Origin of the sequence: Mucilaginibacter sp. SG538B (assembly GCF_013376065.1) — a bacterium.
GTDB classification, from domain to species: domain Bacteria; phylum Bacteroidota; class Bacteroidia; order Sphingobacteriales; family Sphingobacteriaceae; genus Mucilaginibacter; species Mucilaginibacter rubeus.
The window spans coordinates 2064837-2086109 of the sequence record NZ_JABMJI010000001.1; the positions used below are offsets into that span (position 1 = coordinate 2064837).

Consider the following 21273-nt stretch of genomic DNA (forward strand, 5'->3'; position numbering starts at 1 on the left):
CTGGCCCTTAAGCGCCATGGGAATCATTTGCCCTTGTTTGTCAAATGGGTAGCATTAGTAATGCATTGAAATAGTGTTGATTAACAATGTTTGTTTTTCATTGTAATAAAAAAAATACAATTTTTCTTGTTTCCGTTCACCCGTTTTAGCAGGAACAGGTCTTAGAGAAAACCAATCGTAAACCCAATAAATATGGAGAGAATTCTATTCAGCCGGCGGCTTATACTGCCCTTTATTTTTCTTTTATTGGTAACCCGGTATAGCGCTGTACAAGCGCAGGGTACTGGACCAATAACACTTAAAAAGGCTAACATCAGTTTGGCCGATGTATTTAAATCAATCAAAAAGCAAACGGGCCTAACCGTTTTTTACAGTAACACTCTTTTGAATGACAAAGAATTGGTTACTGTTGATTTTAAAAACGCTGAACTGAAAGAAGTGTTCGGCGTTCTTTTGAAAGGAAAAAACCTGAATTATGTAGTGCGTGACCAACTCGTTGTTATTGAAAAGAGCGAACCCGCGTCCGTTGTAAACCCTCCCAAAAAAGAACCTGCAGGAGCCGTCGTTCCTAAAAAAGTGCAGGGGATTGTTTCTGACGACAAAGGCCTTACTTTACCAGGTGTAAGTGTTAAGGTTAAGGGAACCATGAACGGCACACAGTCAGACATGGATGGAAAGTACACTCTTAATTTAAAGGAAGGCGGAGGTTCAATTATTGTATTTTCATTTGTGGGATCAAAATCGCAGGAATTTGATCTTGCAAACTATTCTCCATCAGCCGGCGGCGTTTATAAAATTAATGTGCAAATGGGCGCTGATAAAAATGGCCTTGAAGAAGTTACCGTAGTTGCCTACGGTACGCAAAAAAAGGCGAGCCTTGTTAGTTCGATTACCTCTATAAACCCTAAACAGCTCAAGGGGCCGTCAAGTAACCTTACCACCATGTTGGCAGGCGTTGTACCGGGGATGATCTCTTACCAAAGAAGCGGTGAACCGGGTGCTGATAATGCCCAGTTCTTTATCAGGGGCGTGGGTACGTTTGGAGCTGGTAAGGTTGATCCGCTGATATTGATCGATGGTATTGAAATGGGCACCACCGATCTGGCAAGGCTTCAACCGGATGACATATCGGGCTTTTCGGTGCTGAAGGACGCTACAGCCTCATCACTATATGGTGCAAGGGGGGCAAACGGTGTAATATTGGTTACAACTAAGCGTGGTGAGACGGGGGCTGTAAAATTCAATATCCGCGGTGAAAATTCAACATCATCAAACGTTAAGAATATTGATCTGGCCGATAATATTAGTTACATGACATTGGCTAATGAAGCGGTACTTACCCGTAATCCGCTGGGCATCTTGCCTTATTCGCAAAATAAAATAGACCATACTGCAAAAGGTGATGACCCGCTGTTATATCCCAGTAATAATTGGATCAAGCAGTTGATCAAAACCAAAACCAATAACCAACGGTTTAATATGAACGCCAGCGGCGGGTCAGAAAAAGCTAAGTACTATCTGGCCATGACCTATAATATTGATAATGGCAACCTGGCCGAGAACAGCCTTAACAATTTCAGCAACAACATTAAGCTGCAATCATATTCTCTTTTATCAAATACAACTTTAAACCTTACTAAAACCACTGAGGCGGTGGTGAGCTTAAAAGGCCAGTTTGATAGTTATCATGGCCCTATCGGCGGTGGTGGTTACACTTTTTTAAACGCCCTTTGGAGTAACCCTGTAGCTTTTCCGGCAATTTATCCGGGTAATTTGCTGCCATATGTAAATCACCCGCTTTTCGGTAATGCCATTATACCTGGTGGCGGTTTGTATATGAATCCTTATGCGCAATCCCTGTCTGGTTTCCAAAGCTCAAATACCAGCACACTGACAGCGCAATTAAGCTTAAGTCAAAAGCTTGATTTTATAACGCAGGGTTTATCGGCAAGGGCAATGGCGTATACTACGCGTTATTCATACTTCACTGTTTCACGTCAGTATAGTCCTTATTATTACCAATCAGATGTAGTTAACGGAACGTTTAATGGCTTAACGCTACTTAATAACGGTTTGGCAGGCAGCAGCATTGGCAATACGCCAACCGAATATTTGACTTATAATCAAGATCCGGCGTTAAATGTTTCTAATTCCATAGCTTACATTGAAACGGCGGTAACCTATAACCGCACCTTTGCTCAAAAACATGCTGTTAGCGGGTTACTGATCGGGACTATGCGTAACTATCTTACAGGTAATGCCAAAACATTACAATTATCATTGCCGTCACGTAATCAAGGGGTATCGGGCAGGTTTACCTATGGTTATGATAACCGGTATCTGTTTGAGTTTAACTTTGGTTACAATGGGTCTGAGCGTTTTGCAAGTAATCATCGTTTTGGTTTTTTCCCGTCTGTAGGTGCGGGTTGGGTAGTGTCGAACGAGAAGTTTTTTGAGCCATTGCTTTCAACTATTGATAATCTTAAATTCAGGGTTACCTATGGTTTAGTAGGTAATGATCAGATCGGAAAGCCGGAAGATCGGTTTTTCTATTTGTCTGACGTTAGTTTAAATAATGGCGCCTATGGCCAGTTTGGTACCAACTACCTATATAGCAGGCCGGGCGTAGCTACCAGACGTTATGAAAATCAGAATATTACCTGGGAGCAATCAAGGCAAACTAACCTCGGTATGGATTTAACTGTGGCCAAAAACTTCACCTTAACAGTTGATGCCTACCAACAAAAACGTGACAATATTTTAATGGTACGCAGCACCATCCCAACCTCTATGGGTTTGCAAGCTGATATATCTTCAAACGCAGGTAAATCATCCAGTAAAGGTGTGGACATTGCTATGGATTACAAGAAAAACTTTAACAACTCTTTCTGGATCCAATCGCGCGGTACGCTTACTTATGCTAAGAGCAAGCTGTTGAAAAATGAAGAACCTGTTTATCCAAATAACCTTCAATACCTGAGCAAAGTAGGTAATTCCTTAAGCCAGATATATGGCCTTATAGCCGAGCGGTTATTTATTGACAATGTAGAGGTAGCCAACTCGCCCGTCCAAAGCTTTGGCGACTATAAAGCCGGCGATATTAAATACCGTGATATGAACGGCGATGGAAAAATAACCAGTTCGGATATAGTGCCGATAGGGTATCCGCAAGTGCCGGAAATTATCTACGGTTTCGGTTTTTCTGTTGGGTATAAAAACTTTGATATCAGCGCGTTTTTCCAGGGCTCGGCAAGGTCTTCTTTTGTCATCAATTCAGCAGATATTTCTCCGTTTTATTTAGTGAGCGGCCTGCAGAACAACGGCCTTAATACAGGTAACCAAAGCGGTCTGTTAAAATCAATTGCCGATGATCACTGGTCTGAGGATAATCGTAACCCTTACGCGTTTTGGCCACGCTTAAGTAATACCATACAAGCCAACAACAGCGCTACACCAAATTCTCCAACATCAACATGGTGGTTAAGAAATGGCTCGTTCCTGCGCCTGAAGTCGGCAGAACTTGGATACAATTTCAATAAGAGTCAACTCAAGTTTATCCATTTGAATAGCGCACGTATCTATCTAAACGGCTTAAACCTGTTAACCTTCAGTAGCTTCAAGCTTTGGGATCCCGAAATGGGAACCTCAGGATTGGGTTACCCGATTCAAAAAGTATTTAACGTGGGCCTGCGGGTAGAATTTTAAAAGCTTTCAAATTAATTATATGAAAAGTAATTTTATACAAAAAATTAAGCAATCGGTATTAAGTCAAACACCAAAGAGGAATATCTCCCTGGTAATAATGACCTTAATAATGATTGTACCGGTAACATCTTGTAAAAAATCATTTTTGGATGTTGTTCCTGATAACGTATCAACAATAGCCAACGCCTTTGTTTCACAAACCGAGGCAGAGAAGTATTTGTTTACCTGCTACTCATACCTGCCAACGGAAACAGATCCCACTTATAATGTTGGGCTTACCGCCAGTGATGAAGTTTGGGTGGAAGACCCTGCAAATCACATACGGTCAACAAACGTACTGCAACTGCCCAGAGGATTCCAAAACTCGTCTGACCCTATAGCCAATTATATGAATGGTACCAGGGACGCGGCTGCGAATTATAAGGCTATACGGGATTGTAATGTCTTTATTGAAAATGTCAGCGACAAAAGCAAAGTGCTGGACTTGGATATTGACACACGTGAGCGCTGGATAGCAGAAGCCCAATTTTTAAAGGCTTTTTATCATTTTCAACTTTTCAGAGCGTATGGGCCAATACCCATTATCGATAAAAATCTGCCTATTGACGCGTCCATTGACGATATACGGGTAAAACGCCGGCCGGTTGATGAAGTAGTAAATTATATAGCCGGGTTATATGATCAGGCTGCCGCAAAATTACCCTTAACAATCAGGAATGAAGGAAGTGAACTGGGGCGTGTTACCAAGGCGGCTGCTTTGAGTATGAAAGCCAAATTGTTAGTAACGGCGGCGAGCCCGTTGTTTAATGGCAACCCGGATTATAATTCATTCAAGAATAAGGATGGCGAGCAGTTGTTTAACCCCACTTTTAGTGCCGAAAAATGGCAGCGCGCTGCCGATGCCTGCAAAGCAGCCATTGATTTTTGCGAGTCGCAAAATATACGCCTTTATACGTTTCCTACACCTACTAATCCACTTAGTCAAACTACTATGACTCAAATGGGTATAAGAAACGCGATGAGCGAAAAGTGGAATGAAGAGCTGATATGGGGGCTAACTGCCAATAATAACATCAACTATAATTCATTCTTCCAGTCGATGTGCGCCGGGCAATACGATTTTAACAATGCCGATGCCGCAAAGTCAGCCAATCGCCCGTTACTTGGCCCTACCTTAAAAATGGCTAAGATGTTCTACACTAAAAACGGGGTGCCGATTAACGAAGATAAAACGCTTGACTTTAGTGATATAGCTCAGCTAAGGGTTGGTACACATGACGAGCGTTTTAACATCAAAGAAGGGGAAACAACTGCAAGGCTTAATTTTGACCGGGAGCCACGTTATTATGCCGACCTTGGATTTGACCGCGGTGTTTGGTATATGGCCAACAGCCCAACTAAAACCGATGAAGATACCTGGTGGATGAAGGCCCGCGGTGCCGAAGTTGGGCAATCGTCACCTATACCAATTGCTGGTTTTTATATGAAAAAAGCCCTTAACTGGCACTACGAATGGGCAACGGTTACCTATATCAATTACCCTTGGCCCGAAATGCGTTTGTCTGATCTGTATTTGCTTTATTCAGAGGCATTAAATGAAGCTCAGGGGCCTGTAGCTGATGTATATACCTACGTAAACCGCGTGAGAGCGCGGGCCGGCCTGCCTACGGTTCAGGATGCCTGGACTAATTACAGTATTAATCCAACTAAATATACTACGAAAGAGGGAATGCGGGCAATCATTCAGCGCGAGCGTAGCCTTGAGCTTTGTTTTGAAGGTCACCGGTTTTGGGATCTTTTGCGCTGGAAAACAGCCGGTATTGAACTTAACGGAAACGTAACAGGATGGACAATAAGCGAAAATTCACCTCAGTTATATTACCGCGAACGGTTGATTTTTTCGCGGCATTTTGTGATTCCGCGCGATTACTTATGGCCAATAAAAGAAAGCGATTTACTGGTTAACCAAAACCTGGTTCAAAACCCTAACTGGTAGATATAGCGATAATATGTTTAACAATAAAAACATTCACATGGAAACAATAAAATTACGTGCTGCTTTCTGGATCGGGTTGTTAGCGACAATAATAACAGGCTGTAAGCAGGAAACACTTAATAAACCTACTATAACTAATAACAACCCGCCTGGAGTTGTTACCAACGTGCAGGTACAAAACGAAAACGGTAAAGCCAGTTTAACTTATACGTTACCCGGAGATAATGACCTGTTTTACGTAAAAGCAGTTTACGAAACCTCTCCGGGTAAAACACGCGAGGTAATTGCATCACGCTACACCAATACATTAACTGTTGATGGCTTTGGCGATACCCTGGCACATGTGATAAAACTTTACGCGGTAAATTCAAGCGAAAAGGTTTCGGCACCTGTTAGTGTCACAGCAAACCCTTTAACGCCACCGTATCTTCTTGCTTACCGGTCACTTAAAATAACTGCTACTTTCGGTGGTTTTAACATTGCTTGTGATAACCTTACCCAAGATAACCTGGTTATTGTACCAATGGTTGATACCGCTAACAATGGTTTATATGTGCAGCCAAAGGGTATGGATAATGTTTACAGTAACAGCATCTCAATAAAAGCTGCTGTAAGAGGTCAGCCGGCTATTGAGCGTAAGTACGCATTCTTTGTAAGGGATAGATTTTTAAATAAATCCGATACTTTATTTTTAAATCTTACACCTTTTTATGAGGAGCAGTTTTCAAAATCGGATTGGTCGGTTTACAAGCTGCCAGGCGACGCAACCAACTTGTATTCATATACCGATGTAACCAAAATTTTTGATGGAAACTTTACCGGCGGTTGGCCAAATTGCCTCTTTACGGTTGAAAGTGCCGGAAGCCCGCAAATGGTAACAATCGATCTTGGTAAACAAAGGGTATTCAGCCGCTTTATTCTCAATCCATTCATCGAGATCGGTAATGTATATTATGTAAGGGGTAATTTGCGTGATTTTGAAATATGGGGATCAAATTCGCCAAATGTGAATGGCGCGCTGGATGCTTCATGGACGAAATTGTTAACCTGTAACATAGTAAAACCATCTGGTTCACCTTCAGGTACGGAAACAGCCGCTGATTATAAATACGCACACGATGGATGGGGCTTTGATTTTCCGGCCGGATTAAGTGCTTACAGATACATCAGGATCAGGAGCTTGCGTAACTGGACAGGATCGTACTTTATGAGTATCAGTGAATTTACCATGTTTGGAAAGTAACAAGGCCGATGCATTTATCAATTTAATTACAATTATGAAACTATATAAAATAACATCATGCTATCTTTTAGTGCTGGCTGCTTTCACTATGAGCGCCTGTACAAAAATGGATGATTATAAAAAGAAATATGAGCCCAATGGGGCAATAATATATCCGGGCAAACTGGATTCCGTTCAGGTGTTTTCTGGCAAGAACCGTGTTTTGCTAACTGGTCTGTTTACATCTGATCCTAAAATTGTGAAATACCGGGTATACTGGAACAGTAAACAAGATTCGATAGAAACGCCTGTAACCCGTACATCAGGGGTTGACACGGCTAAATTGGTCATACCTAATTTACCTGAAGGTACAATGACCTTCGAGGTCCGCACTTTTGATAACGGGGGCCATATTTCCGTTCCGGTTACATTGGCTGCTAATGTATATGGTACTCTTTACCAAAGTTCACTTATCAACAGAGGTATAATCGCGGTCAAATTACAAACAGATGGCTCCGCGTTAATTAACTGGGCTGACGTTAATGCTGATGACGGATTGGTTTCAATGGAACTAAAATACACAGATGCTGCCAATAAACAACGCGATACAGTAATTGTATCACAGCCAACTGGTTTAAGCACCTCTCTGCCTAAATTTAATGCCGGAAAAACGCTTAGTTACCGCACAGGTTTTAAACCAAATAAAACGGCCATCGATACTTTTTATGCAGATTACGTAGATCAGAAAGTAATCGATGTAACTAATGCGTACCTTTTAAACACAGGGCCTTTTCAAAGAAACACCTTTGATGGCCGTTGGGGAACCCTCGCTGCGCCCTGGGTAACTAATGCGGCGGCCAAAAATAAAGATGGCGGTACCAATGGGGGCTATAGTTCTGATGGCGGCGGTACTATTAACTGGGAAACATGGAACAATACACCTGTTGTAAACGGTATAGTATATCAGGCTACGTCTTCGCAGCTATCGGCAGGAAGTTATACTGTGTCATTTGATGCCTATTCGGAAGTGCAATCAAATTCATCGGTTTACTGTGTGGCAGCCGCCGGAGGGAACGGCATCCCGATACTCGCAGACCTTTCAACAGCGCTGGGATCTGTAAAGATGTATAACGGCGCAAAGGCTGGTACAACCAGTCCGAGTTCAAGGGATGTGAAAACTTTTACTTTTACACTTTCTTCACCGCAGGTTGTGTCCATAGGATTTCTGGGTAACCTGGTTGGTAATGGAAACCCAGGCAATTATTTTACGGTGTTTAATATTAAACTGTTTAAAAATTAAAAATGATAAAAAGTCCCCGGTGTAAGCCAGGGACTTTTTACTTTAATTTAGCTATCGTTTACAATTGAGCTTATTCATAAATGGCTACCTGTACAGGTTCGTCCTCAGGTATTTCCTTAATTTGAGCTGATATTGATTTTTTTATTGCATTTGAGGTAATAAAACTCATGCCAAATGCAAGTAAAAGCAGTGGTACTGTCATCCAGATTACCTGGTGGATACCATAATGGGCAATCACAAAACCACCCAGTAAAGTACCCAATGTAATACCGGCGTTAAAGAAGGAGGGAAGCAGGCTGTTTACAAAGTCAAGCGCTGGTTCCTGAATGCCATGGGTAAGCTGTATATTTGCCGCTAAAAATCCTCCGGTGTGTATAAATCCCCAAACTGAAAGAATAATAACCATTGGAATAAAATGTCCGCCAAACATATAGGCCAATACATGGGTTGCAACTAAAGACAGCAAAAACAGCCGCGTTGTAAACGTTACATTTTTACTAAGCGCTATACCCATAAGCCAGTTGCCGGCTATCCCTGTACCTCCAAATACCAGCAACATGATGCTAATTTGAGCTCCGCTCATACGCGAAACTTTATCCAGGTATTCGGCAAGATAACCATAGGTGGCAAACATGCCTGCCAGGATAATGGTTGAAGCCAGTAGCTTAATCCATAAGTGTACACTCCGCAGCAGCTTTACCTGGCTTTTGGGACTTGCCTGTTCCTCATTAACCGGCATTGAAGGTGCAAATAGCGTCAACGCGCCAAAGGCTAATAAGTTAATAACGGCTGATAAGATAAAAGATGCCCTCCAACTAAAAAGATCTGCCATGTAGGTGGTGAGAGGCACCCCCAATACGGTAGCAACGCTAAGCCCGGCCATTATTATAGAGATGGCTTTGGGCGCATCTTTTGGCCCCGCTTGTTTTGCAGCCGCAGTCATGGATACTGCCCAGAACACCGGGTGCAAAAATGCCGGTAGTATACGGGCAATTATAAGTACGGTGAAGTTCGGCGCTATTGCCGATAACAGGTTAGAAATAACAAATATCCCTAATACCAGGCACATCACAAATTTGCGGTTAAGACGTGCTGTTAGCATATTGGTAAACGGTCCTGCAAGCGCCACCGTTAACGCGAAGGCACTAAGCAGCCAGCCTGCCGTATCAATGGAAATATGAAATTCTTTCACCAGGTCGGGAAGGATACCGATAACCCCGAACTCCGTGGTTATGATACCGAAGGCACCAAGGGCCATAATGTAGATTAATCTATTCATGAGTAGATATATTTAAATATTTGAATGTTTCGATGTTTTCGCATTGAAATAGCAGGTTAAATCAGAAGATATTAATACTTAACTTTTCAATTCGTTCAGGCAGGCAATGTATTCATCAAGTACCTGCTGGTTCAATACATATTTAAGGTTGCGGCCTTCTTTTTGTGATAACAATAAATCGGCATCAACCAGCTGTTTAAGATGGTGTGATACGGAAGGTTGGGTAAGGTCAAGGAGGTCGTTTACCTCTGCACAGTAAAGGCAATCTTTCCTTTTTTTAAACTGTTGTAAAATAGCTATCCGGTTTGCATCGCTCAGCGCCCTGGATATTTTCTCTATTTTTTTGTTGTCCATTTTTTTTGCCGTCAATTATATGTAATCAACGTTATAATGTAAAGGTAAAATAATATTAACATATAGAAATGTTTCTATGTATTTAAAGCATATAAATGACAATAAAAGGATATATGGGCAGGCCTTATGGAGGAGAGATGCTTCTCCGATGCTTCATTTTGTCACAAATACCCCCGTTTGTTGGCACTTTTGCCTGTTTAATAGTGATCGTGCTGATCTTAATTTTATGGTATGAAAGTAGTAAGAGTACAATACACCACACGCGCGGAGTTTGCGGCCACCAATCAGCGGAACATCGCTGCCATTGTTGAAGAGTTGAAAATTTTAAATCATCCCGGTATTAAATATACAGCATGGCTATTGCCCGACGGTAAAACATTTATGCATTTCGATCAGCTCGAAAATGAAGAAGCCCACCTGGTATTACAAGGGCTGGCTTCGTTCCATAAGTTTGCTGACGAACTTGAAGCCAGTGATTTAGAAGTCGAACCCAAGCTTGAGCTGCTTTCGCTTGTGGCGTCTACGGAGACCTATTTTTAATGCACTAAAACTACTGTTTGCCGATTGGTAAAGCCGTTTCTGTTTTCGCAGCTTTCATCACGAGTTTGGTTTCTACTTTACCAATTGCAACGACCGCGAAAAGCCGGTTCATCAAAAAATCATAGTACTCTTTGCGGTCTTTTACGGTTACCTTAAGTATAAAGTCAAAATCGCCGGTGAGGTGATAGCATTCCAGTACTTCCGGAAGTTTAATGATCTCACTTTCAAAATGACTTAAACTGTGCTGACTGTGATCTTTCAGTTGCACATGCGTAAAGGTCATGAAATCCAGCTCGAGCTTTTCATGATCAAGCACCGCAACGTATTTTTTAATATAGCCTCGCTCCTGGAGCGAACGGATCCTGTTATTGATAGGAGTAGTGGTTTTGTTAAGCTTAAGGCCTATCTCCTGGCCGGTAAGGCGCGCATTTTCCTGTAAAAGCTGGAGTATGCGGATATCTGTTTCATCGAGTTGGTTGAGCATGAGAGTTATAAAAACTAAAATATAAGCTTTAAATATTTATCAAAAGTTTTAAAACCTGTTTTTAAGAAGATTTTTAGTCTTAAAAACCAAATTTTAAGTGCTGTGTGGATTATGAGATTGTGAATATACAATTTTACATCGTAATACTATGAAGCACGACAAAAAACAACTATCGCCGGTAATCCTTGTTACGGGCGCCCGGGGGCAGATCGGTACCGAACTGGTTGCCGCTTTAAGAAATGTTTATGGCAGGGAACAAGTAATTGCCACCGACTTACATGATGCTATGGCAACCCCGGATTTAGAGGGGCCATATCATCAGTTAAATGTATTAGATAAAGATGAGCTGGAAAACCTGGTTGCTACGTGTAGAGTAACTCAAATTTATCACCTTGCAGCTACTTTATCTGCCAAAGGAGAAGAGGCCCCGCTAAAAGCATGGCACCTGAACATGCAAAGCCTGCTTAATATATTGGAAGCAGCCAAAGATCATAAATTGGATAAAGTGTTTTGGCCGAGCAGTATCGCTGTATTCGGGCCTTCAACAGCACGTAAGATCAGTCCCCAGAATGCTTTGCTTGATCCGCAAACGGTCTACGGTATCAGCAAGGAAGCTGGTGAACAATGGTGCGCCTATTACAGGGAGCATTATGGAGTGGATGTACGCAGCTTGCGTTATCCAGGATTGATCAGCTACAGCGCCCCGGCTGGCGGGGGGACTACAGACTACGCAGTAGCTATATTTCACGAAGCTTTGCAGAATGGACGTTACGAATGCTACCTAAGCCCCAACACCGCATTACCTATGATGTATATGGATGACGCGGTAAGGGCTACACTTCAACTGATGAACGCGCCCGTGGAAGCACTCAAAGAACGCGGAGCATATAATATCGGTGCTTTAAGTTTTACACCTGCTCAGCTTGCCGTAGAGTTGAAAAATCACTTGCCCGATTTTACCATTAGTTATAACACCGACAAGCGCCAGTCCATTGCGAACTCATGGCCCGCCGGTGTTGAGGATGCTGAAGCAAGGCGCGACTGGAACTGGCGTCCTGAATATGATCTTGTTACTATGACTGCAGATATGCTCGGTCATCTTACACCTGTTTATAAAAATAACAGCAATACTGCCGCAGTGAGTTAAATAAGGGTTTAATGAGAGACCTGAACATTACCCAATCGATCACAGCCCGGGATGCCGCTTCGCTGGAGAAGTATTTTAGTGATATTGCCCGCGAGCCAACTATCAATACGGAAGAAGAAGTTCTGTTAGCTCGGAAGATCCGGCAGGGAGATCTGTCGGCTTTGCATAGGTTGGTAAAGGCCAATCTGCGTTTTGTGGTTTCCGTGGCAAAAAAGTATCAGCACCAGGGCATGCCCATGGGCGACCTGATAAGCGAAGGTAATTTGGGTTTGCTTGAAGCCGCGAAACGGTTTGACGAAACCCGCGGCTTCAAGTTTATATCTTATGCAGTTTGGTGGATCAGGCAGCGAATCATGGAAGCACTGTTAGATAAAACGCGGATGATCCGCCTGCCTGCCAACCAGGTAGATATGATTGTTCATGTTAACAGGGCTACAGGGGTTCTGGAACAACGACTTGAGCGACTGCCCGTTCAGGATGAAATAGCGGCATTCCTGGAAACTGCTGAATGGAAAGTGAAAGAAGCTTTGCATGCGGCGCCTTTTACACATTCGTATGATAAAGCCGGTACACCCGGCAATGACGGATACAGCCTGCTTGATCGTTTACATACAGATGAACCCGGAATAGAAGGCCTTTTGGAAGCTTACCAACTTAAACAACAGCTTGATGATTTGCTTAATAAGCTAAACGATGCTGAACGATCTGTTGTGTTTTATCATTATGGTCTGGACGGGCACAGTGAACTCTCGGCTCCCGAAATCGGTAACCGGCTTGGTATTAGCGCAGAAAGGGTGAGGCAGCTAAGAAACCGGGCTATTGACAAGCTTAGGGAAAGTGCTAATTTGCAAAAACTTGAAATTTAAGATAAGGGGTAGGGATTTTATTTTCTGTGTCTTAATTTATTTCGGTGCTTTATCCTTTGTTGGTTAACTTCACCAGCCCATTATTCAGGGCTAATTTGCGACTAAAATGAGTTCCGGAACCATTTATCTTGCATTCGCTGAATTAAGCAAACGTTTGCGCTAAATTAAGATCGCAGGAAATTAGGCATTCCTATTTAACCTTTATAATTTAGGAACTTAAAAACATCATGGTCGGTATACTTAATATACGGTCAATCATGTTCAACCCTACAAATGCAAATGAAAAAAATGCTCCTCTCTTTATTATTGCTAACCCTCATAATTTCACAGGTTTTTAGCCAGGCGAAACATAGTTTTAAAATTGCTGATGGCAATTTTATTTATGATGGAAAACCCATCCAAATCCACTCGGGCGAAATGCATTTTGCAAGAATCCCTAAAGCTTACTGGAAGCAGCGCCTGCAAATGCTCAGGGCAATGGGTATGAATGCGGTTGCCACTTACGTTTTCTGGAACCATCATGAGGTTAGTCCGGGTGTATGGGACTTTAAAACCGATAATCGTGATATCCGCGAGTTTGTAAAAACCGCACAGCAGGAGGGCTTAATGGTAATATTAAGGCCGGGGCCCTACGCTTGTGCCGAATGGGAATTTGGCGGCTATCCGTGGTGGCTCCAAAATGATAAACAATTGGTTATCCGCAGTAAAAACGAACGCTTCCTTGATTCATGCAAAACTTATATTAACCAGTTGATGGGGCAGGTTAAAGACCTGCAAATAACCCATGGCGGGCCAATAATCATGGTTCAGGCCGAAAATGAATTTGGATCATATGTAGCCCAGCGTAAGGATGTGCCGCTTGCCGATCATAAAATTTACAGCGCAGCTATAAAAGATCTGCTTTTAAAAGCGGGCGTTGATGTGCCATTGTTTACTTCTGATGGCGACTGGTTGTTTGAAGGCGGCGTAATTAAAGGGGCATTGCCAACTGCCAATGGCGAAGGTGATACCAAAAATTTGAAGAAGCTCATTAACCAATATAACGGAGGAAAAGGCCCTTATATGGTGGCCGAATATTATCCTGGCTGGCTTGACCATTGGGGCGAGAAATTTGAAAAAGTATCAGAAACCTCGGTAATTAAAGACCTGGAGAAGTATTTGAAAGATACCGTATCGTTTAATATATACATGGCACATGGTGGCACCAATTTTGGTTTCACAAGCGGTGCTAATTATGACAAGGAACATCAAATTCAGCCGGATATTACCAGCTATGATTATGACGCCCCTATCAGCGAGGCAGGATGGGTAACTCCCAAGTTTACAGCTATCCGCAACCTGATGAAAAAGTATGCAGCTTATGCTGTTCCTGAAGTGCCCGCGCAGCTTCCGGTGATCCGCATTCCGGCTATTAAGCTTACCAAAACGGCCGATTTGCTGGAGATGGCGAAAGACCAGCCCGCTGTAGAAAGCGATACCCCGCAAACATTTGAAACGCTTAAGCAAGGTCATGGCTATGTATTATACAGCCGTAAATTTACCCAACCTGTCAGCGGCACTTTAAACTTGGAAGGCCTGCGGGATTATGCGACCATATATGTAAATGGCGAAAAAGTTGCAGAGCTTAACAGGCAAAGTAATAAATTTAGCTGCCCTATAAATATTCCTTTTAATGCGCGTTTGGATATTTTGGTTGAAAACCTTGGCAGGATCAATTACGGGGCCGAGATCATTCACAATCTTAAAGGAATCATTAGCCCGGTGAAGGTTGATGATCATGAAATTACAGGCAACTGGCAAATGTATAAGCTACCTATGGATAAAGTACCGACGCTCGGGGCAGGCACAACAAACACCACCGGCCATCCAGCACTTTACCAGGGGACATTTGACCTGAATAAAGTGGGAGATACTTTTTTAGACATGAAGAATTGGGGTAAAGGTATAGTATTCATAAACGGGATCAACATTGGTCGCTATTGGAAAATTGGCCCGCAGCAAACGCTTTATTTGCCAGGCTGCTGGCTTAAAAAAGGTACAAACAGCATCGTTGTACTTGATCAGTTGAATGATATCCAGCAAACAGAGATCGCTACGGTAACCGTGCCGGTATTAGATGGCCTGGTAAGTAAATAATATAATTTAACTTAATGAATGACGGCAGGAGACTATCCTGTCGTTTTTTTATGGCTGTTATTTAACAGGATTGGGTTTTAATATTTAACTATTACTATTTAAAAATAAGAAGTAATTTAACCTATTGTTTATATCAATAGATAAGCCTTAATAATAGTTCTAAATATTCGTACGGGTTGGTATATTCACACTTAATTATGAAATCCTTAAGTTAGATTAAGGAAGATAAATCCTGTTTCTTATTCCCGAACGAAACAATTTGTAAGCTTTTGGTTTGATAATAAGTGCCGTAAATCGATGAAGATCAGTAAGGTTCTATATGTTATATTTATATTATTGATCGGAACCATAGCGAGGGTATCTGCCCAAAATACCTATGTAGCCGCGGTGCACGGCGTACTCGATCTTCGTAATCAGCCTGTCAATGATAAAATTGAACTGACCGGAAACTGGCTGTTTTATTGGAACCAATTAATAAATCCCAATGACACTACTGCTATTAAGGACAGGCTTTTGGTTGAGTTTCCATTTAAATGGAGTGGATATGCCTGGCGGGGCAAAAAGCTACCTGCGTTTGGCTATGGTACATACCGGCTTAAAATTTTACTTCCCCAAAAACATGGCGAATTAAAGCTGGGCATGCCTGATGTTTACAGCGCGTACAGGCTGTATATTAACAAAAAGTTAGTATCATCAAACGGGAAGGTAACTACTTCCGGAAAGGGATTTGAAGCACATTGGGAATATCATGCTGTTGCCCTGCCCAACAGTGATACCATCAATATTACATTACAAATTTCCAATTTTATACACAGTAAAGGAGGAATCAGTAAACCCATTTTCATAGGGCCTGCGGAAAGAATTGACCTGGCCCGGCATCGCGCCGAAGGTATTGATCTGATGCTGACGGGCTGTTTACTGATGGGGGGATTATTTTTTCTTGGTTTATATCTGCTGGGCAGCCGTGATAAAGCCATTTTACTTTTTGCCTTGTTCTCGATAGTTTATAGTTACCGGATCATAGGTACAGATAACTATGTGCTGCACACCTTATTGCCTGATATTAACTGGTACATAACGGCCCGGTTGGAATATATGAGCTTATTTTCGGGGATAGGTCTGTTTGGGCTTTACACGTTATACTTATATCCGGCAGATGTAAATCGGCGGGTTGTAAATATTATTAATGGCATTTGCTTTTCGTTCACTTTAATGACATTATTTAGTCCTCCGTGGATTTTTACCCAGCTCGTGAACCCATTTTTAGCAGTGATGCTGTTTTGCCTCGTTTATATTCCATATGTATACTCAAAAGCCTGGCGCAATAACAGGCCTGGATCTGTTTATGCTTTAATGAGCGCGTTTGCTTTAATGTCGGTATTTGCGATATCGCTTTTTCATTACTGGGCATTAATACCTCCGTTGCAGCTGGTTAGTTTTTTAGGATATATCGCTTTTTTCTTTTTGCAGTCGCTTGTGTTAGCGCACCGGGTATCATTTGTATTGAAAAAGGCGAGGGCTGAAGCCGAACAGGGTTTAAAGGTTAAAAGTGAATTTTTGAGCACGATGAGCCACGAAATCCGGACACCGCTTAATTCGGTAATAGGGATGAGCCATCTGCTGCTTAAGAACGAGCCACGCAAGGATCAGATCGAACATCTCAACGTCATGCTTTTTTCGGCTAATAACCTTTTGGCAATAGTGAATGATGTACTGGATTATAACAAGATAGAAGCCGGGAAGATAACTTTTGAAAGCATTGAAATGGACCTGGCTGCACTTGCCCGTAATGTAGTAGGTGGTTTGCAAACAGTAGCACATGATAAGGATATAACCCTACGCCTTGATTTTGATAAGAAATTGCAGCATAAACTGCTTGGCGATCCCACCCGCTTATCGCAGGTAATTACTAACCTGGTTCATAATGCTATAAAGTTTACCCCAAGCGGGGAGGTTGTGTTAGGGATTGAGGTGAAAGAACAAACCGAAACTACGGCCACATTAATGGTGTTTGTTAAAGATACCGGTATCGGTATCCCCCGTGGCAAACAAAAACTCATATTTGAACGCTTTACCCAGGCCGATTCGTCCATATCACGCAGTTTTGGTGGGACAGGTTTAGGTCTCGCAATCAGTAAAAAAATATTGGAGTTACAAGAATCGTCCTTGCAGTTGATTAGTGAGGAAGGAGTAGGCTCGGTATTTTATTTTATTAAAACCTTTGAAAAAGCTGGTAAAATATCAGAGGCGGTTAATGTTAACGTTAAACCCGATGCAAATGATAAGCTTCTGAACGGGATCTCTATCTTGCTGGTTGATGATAACCCGATGAATGTGCTGGTGGCGCAAACTTATTTAAAACGCTGGGGGGCTGCTACCGATGTGGCAACCAACGGACAGGAAGCACTTGACAAGCTGGATACGTCAAAACATCGTCTTGTGTTGATGGATTTGCAAATGCCTGTGATGGATGGGTATGAATCCACAAAAAAAATGAGATTGAACGGTATAAATATCCCCATTATAGCGCTTACCGCCAATCTTCCCAAAGATGTAGAGGACGAAGCTTATAAAACAGGTTTTGACGATATTGTGATGAAACCTTTTTTACCCGATGAACTGCATAGTAAAGTATTGCACCACGTTTTTAAGCAGGAGCATGTGTAAGATGTTCCTGAATCAAACTTCCTGTTTATTTTCTGAATAAAAATTTCATTTACTCATAGGGGTAAAATGATCCTGGCGTGTTTCAGGATAAATTTCACTAAAATGAACAGATTAGCTTCCTTATTACTTCTTATTACTTTTATTTACCCTCCCGATAATAATCGGGCCAGCCGGATGATTGAGGAAAATAAATGGATAAACATCCTTACAACCATTAATTACCGCGTTAAGATTTAATTGAATGTTAACCCAAACTGATGATATTTTGGATATAAATAGCGAACAATTGATCCCGCTGTTGCTCTCGGGCGATGAAGCGACCTTTGAAAAGGTATATAAGCACTTCATCAGGCCGTTGCATGTGTACGCTATCTCTATTTTAAGAGATGAAGATACAGCGAAGGGGATGGTACAAAACGTTTTTATGCGGCTGTGGGAACGAAAGGAACGGCTGAATTTTACCGGCTCGATAAAGGCCTACTTGTATGGCGCGGTTTATAACGAATGCCTTAACAACCTCAGGCACCAGAAAGTAAAGGTTAATCACCAGCAGCACGTACTGTATATGACAAAGGATAAAGTTGATGGGGGCGCCGGTATGGAACTGCTTGACCTCAAGGAAAAATTACAACAGGCATTGAATGACCTCCCCGAAAAATGCCGCACAGTGTTTCAGCTGAGCAGGTTTGAGGATTTAAAATACCAGGAAATTGCTGATGAATTAGGCATCTCCATAAAAACAGTAGAAAACCAGATGGGCAAGGCCCTGAAAACATTACGGCTCAAATTAGTTGATTACCTGCCGTTGATCATTTGGGTTATCAGCCGGGCTTTTAATATTATTTAACATGATGGACGATTTATTAACCAAATACATGCTGAACGAGACCACGCCGGTTGAGAATGAAACCATCAACCGCTGGCTTGGCGAAAATGACGATAACCGGAAATATTTCGATCATTTTAAACTGATCTGGGATACCAGCCGCGAACTTAAAATAGAAAGTAAGCTTGATCCCGATACTTCATGGACCGAATTTAAACAGCTGGCACAAAACAGGGGTGAAGCACCGGCTAAAATTAAATCTTTAAAGCCGGTAAACCGCTGGCTTAAAATGGCTGTTATGTGGCTGGTGATATTAGGCACTGCCAGTATCTTATACACCCTGCTCAAGCCGGTAAAAGTTAATATGCTTGCACTGCAAAGCGGTAATATAGTACGCAAGGTTACCTTATCAGATGGGTCATCGATCACCATGAATAAAAACTCGGTATTGAATTACCCGGACAGATTTACCGGCGGTACCAGGGAGATATCATTAAAGGGGGAAGCCTTTTTTGATGTGGCTCATGACAAATCAAAACCATTTATGATCCACGTAAATGACCTGGTTGTGAAGGTGGTAGGTACATCGTTCAATATTAAAACTACCGGCCCCAATACCGAGGTTATTGTTGAAACCGGCGTTGTGCAGGTAATTCAGCAGGAGATAGTGGTGAAACTAAAACCTAAGGAGAAAGCATCGGTACAAAGTGGCCGCCTGCAGAAAGGCAGCAGCCAGGATGAGCTATATAATTATTATCGTACTCAAAAGTTCGTAGCCAATAAAACACCACTGTGGCGGCTTGTGGATGTGCTTAATGAAGCCTATCACGCAAATATTGTGATAGATAATAAAAAACTGGCTAACAGGACTATAACAACCACATTTAAAGCAGATTCACTTGATGGGATATTAGAGGTCATAAGCAAAACCCTGGGCGATGTTAAAGTGGTCAAAAAACCTCATCTCATCATAATCAAAAACTGATGGAAAAGAAACTAAGCATATTATTTTATATAATGCTCGTGTTGGCGGGCTGCCTGCTCATTACCAATGCGCTGGCGCAGGATAACCTGAACCGTACTGTAGCGCTCAATGTTAAACAAAAAAAGATAGCCGAGATCCTCACCATTATCGGCGAAAAAGGGAAGTTTTATTTTTCGTACAGCAATGATGTCATCAAAACCGATAGCGTGGTGAGCATAGTATCATCCGGGCAAACGATCAAAAACTTACTTGATGAGCTGTTTCATGGCAGGGTTGATTATAAGGAGTCGCCGGGATATATTATACTCCAGCCTACCCCGTACAGGTTAACCCTTGTGCCTGATACCCTGGCCGGGCCAGGCAATGTTTATTACATCAGCGGTTACGTGTATGATGATATCACCGGCAAAAAACTTTACAATGCCAGTGTTTATGAAAAAAATTCGCTGGAATCAACCCTTACCGATCAGAACGGTTACTTCCAGCTCAAGATAAAAGCCAATGGTATGATTACACTTAATGTAAGTAAGGAGCTATATCGTGATACCAGTATCAATTTTTTAAATAATGTAAACGTATCCATAAAGTCACGCGAATATTATTACAGCGCCGATGCCGCGAATTCAAAATCAGACAGGAGCTGGCTGGGCAGAATGTTCCTTTCATCCGGCCAGAAAATACAGAACCTTAATTTAGGTGGATATCTTTCAACGGTTCCGGTACAAACCTCGCTTTTACCAAGTTTAGGAAGCCATGGTATGATGAGCGGGCAAATAGTCAATAACTTTTCGCTCAATATTTTAGGGGGATATAACGGTGGCGTTAATGGCGTTGAACTTGGCGGACTATTTAATATCAACAAACAGGAAGTTAAATATGTACAGGCCGCCGGGCTCTTTAATATTGTTGGGGGTAACAGCAAAGGCATTCAACTGGCCGGCATTAATAATAACGACCAGAAAAACATAGAAGGTATCCAGGCGGCTGGTATATATAATATGGTAAAAGACAGTCTTAAAGGCGTTCAGCTTGCCGGGATCTTTAACCACGTGAGCAATAGCAAAGGCATCCAGGCGGCAGGTATTTACAATTACACCCGGAAAAACAACAAAGGTTTTAGTATTGCGGGGATAGCCAATGTTACAGGCAACGAAGCAAGCGGAATACAGGTAGCAGGAATTTTTAATAAAGCCCGGGTGATAAAAGGCGTGTCATTTGCTATGGTAAATATTGCCGATACGCTTGATGGTTATGGCATCGGCTTATTGAATATTTCGCGTAATGGATATGCTAAAATTGAAGTGTACAGTAACGAGATCACTACAACAAACATCGCCTTTAAATCGGGGAATGCCAAACTGTATTCCATCATATCAGGCGGCGTTAATTTTACAGATAAGCATGTTTATTATAGCACAGGTTTTGGCTTAGGTCACGATTTTATCTTCAATAACAATATGTCACTGTCAGCTGAAGGTTCGACTCACTTACTATTGGCAAAAGGATGGAAAAACCAAAATCAGATAAACCGGGTAAGCGCGTTGCTCAATTTCAGGGCAGGTTCAAAAGTTAGCTTCTTTGCAGGGCCGTCGTTTAATGTTTACACTAATTATGGCAATCATCCCGGAGACAGCGATATTCAGCAGATCATAAAAAACAAACCTGGTTTGATTGATTGGGGTAACCGCACAAAAGGTTGGATCGGTTGGTCGGCCGGTATCACGATATTGTAAGTGTGCTTTAATATGTCCAAATTTGTACAAATC

At 42.1% G+C, this 21273-nt stretch carries 15 protein-coding genes; 12 read left to right on the top strand and 3 right to left on the bottom strand.

Annotation, left to right across the window (positions count from 1 at the left end; genetic code table 11):
- Positions 1-192: 192 nt before the first annotated feature.
- Genes FHW88_RS08275 through FHW88_RS08290 form a run of 4 tightly spaced genes read left to right on the top strand, consistent with a single transcriptional unit; the run spans position 193 to position 8223 of the window.
- On the top strand, positions 193-3705 hold the full coding sequence (locus tag FHW88_RS08275; protein WP_176624549.1) for a TonB-dependent receptor: 3513 nt from the start codon (positions 193-195) through the stop codon (positions 3703-3705).
- Between the two features lie 19 nt (positions 3706-3724).
- Positions 3725-5701 carry a RagB/SusD family nutrient uptake outer membrane protein gene (locus tag FHW88_RS08280; protein WP_176624551.1) on the top strand — a complete coding sequence of 659 codons (1977 nt, stop codon included), beginning with the start codon at positions 3725-3727 and terminating at the stop codon, positions 5699-5701.
- A 37-nt stretch (positions 5702-5738) separates the two neighbouring features.
- Positions 5739-6944, top strand: a complete 1206-nt coding sequence (locus tag FHW88_RS08285; protein WP_090525436.1) for a DUF5000 domain-containing lipoprotein — start codon at positions 5739-5741, stop codon at positions 6942-6944.
- Positions 6945-6978: 34 nt separating this feature from the next.
- Positions 6979-8223 (top strand): DUF4998 domain-containing protein, encoded by a 1245-nt coding sequence (locus FHW88_RS08290; RefSeq protein WP_176624553.1) that lies wholly within the window; start codon positions 6979-6981, stop codon positions 8221-8223.
- 70 nt (positions 8224-8293) lie between these two features.
- On the opposite strand, the gene FHW88_RS08295 is transcribed toward FHW88_RS08290, so the two are convergent.
- Both FHW88_RS08295 and FHW88_RS08300 read right to left on the bottom strand, forming a co-directional pair.
- Entirely contained in the window at positions 8294-9502 is a 1209-nt protein-coding gene (locus tag FHW88_RS08295) for an MFS transporter (protein ID WP_176624555.1), read from the bottom strand.
- Positions 9503-9580: 78 nt separating this feature from the next.
- A complete protein-coding gene (locus FHW88_RS08300) occupies positions 9581-9856 on the bottom strand; it encodes an ArsR/SmtB family transcription factor (RefSeq protein ID WP_176624557.1) in 276 nt (91 codons plus the stop codon).
- 231 nt (positions 9857-10087) lie between these two features.
- On the opposite strand from FHW88_RS08300, the gene FHW88_RS08305 reads away from it, so the two are divergent.
- Positions 10088-10396, top strand: coding sequence for a hypothetical protein (locus FHW88_RS08305; protein ID WP_090525443.1), 309 nt, complete (start codon positions 10088-10090; stop codon positions 10394-10396).
- A 10-nt stretch (positions 10397-10406) separates the two neighbouring features.
- Here the strand turns inward: FHW88_RS08305 and FHW88_RS08310 are convergent, their stop codons facing one another.
- Complete coding sequence (locus tag FHW88_RS08310) at positions 10407-10880, bottom strand: Lrp/AsnC family transcriptional regulator (RefSeq protein WP_090525447.1); 474 nt, start codon at positions 10878-10880, stop codon at positions 10407-10409.
- Between the two features lie 148 nt (positions 10881-11028).
- Here FHW88_RS08310 and FHW88_RS08315 point away from each other — a divergent pair, with 148 nt between their 5' ends.
- The 7 genes from FHW88_RS08315 (at position 11029) to FHW88_RS08345 (ending at position 21240) form a co-directional block, all read left to right on the top strand.
- Complete coding sequence (locus FHW88_RS08315) at positions 11029-12027, top strand: NAD-dependent epimerase/dehydratase family protein (protein WP_176624560.1); 999 nt, start codon at positions 11029-11031, stop codon at positions 12025-12027.
- An 11-nt stretch (positions 12028-12038) separates the two neighbouring features.
- The gene (locus FHW88_RS08320) at positions 12039-12893 is read left to right on the top strand and encodes an RNA polymerase sigma factor RpoD/SigA (protein WP_176624562.1); all 855 of its coding nucleotides are present in this window, start codon (positions 12039-12041) and stop codon (positions 12891-12893) included.
- Between the two features lie 279 nt (positions 12894-13172).
- A complete protein-coding gene (locus FHW88_RS08325; RefSeq protein ID WP_218117142.1) occupies positions 13173-15029 on the top strand; it encodes a glycoside hydrolase family 35 protein in 1857 nt (618 codons plus the stop codon).
- A gap of 297 nt (positions 15030-15326) precedes the next feature.
- Positions 15327-17696, top strand: a complete 2370-nt coding sequence (locus FHW88_RS08330) for a response regulator (protein ID WP_176624566.1) — start codon at positions 15327-15329, stop codon at positions 17694-17696.
- 241 nt (positions 17697-17937) lie between these two features.
- Positions 17938-18543 (top strand): RNA polymerase sigma-70 factor, encoded by a 606-nt coding sequence (locus tag FHW88_RS08335; RefSeq protein WP_176624568.1) that lies wholly within the window; start codon positions 17938-17940, stop codon positions 18541-18543.
- Position 18544: 1 nt separating this feature from the next.
- Complete coding sequence (locus FHW88_RS08340) at positions 18545-19507, top strand: FecR family protein (protein WP_176624570.1); 963 nt, start codon at positions 18545-18547, stop codon at positions 19505-19507.
- Positions 19507-21240 carry a carboxypeptidase-like regulatory domain-containing protein gene (locus FHW88_RS08345; protein ID WP_176624572.1) on the top strand — a complete coding sequence of 578 codons (1734 nt, stop codon included), beginning with the start codon at positions 19507-19509 and terminating at the stop codon, positions 21238-21240. The genes FHW88_RS08340 and FHW88_RS08345 overlap by 1 nt, the downstream gene beginning before the upstream one ends.
- Positions 21241-21273: the final 33 nt, after the last annotated feature.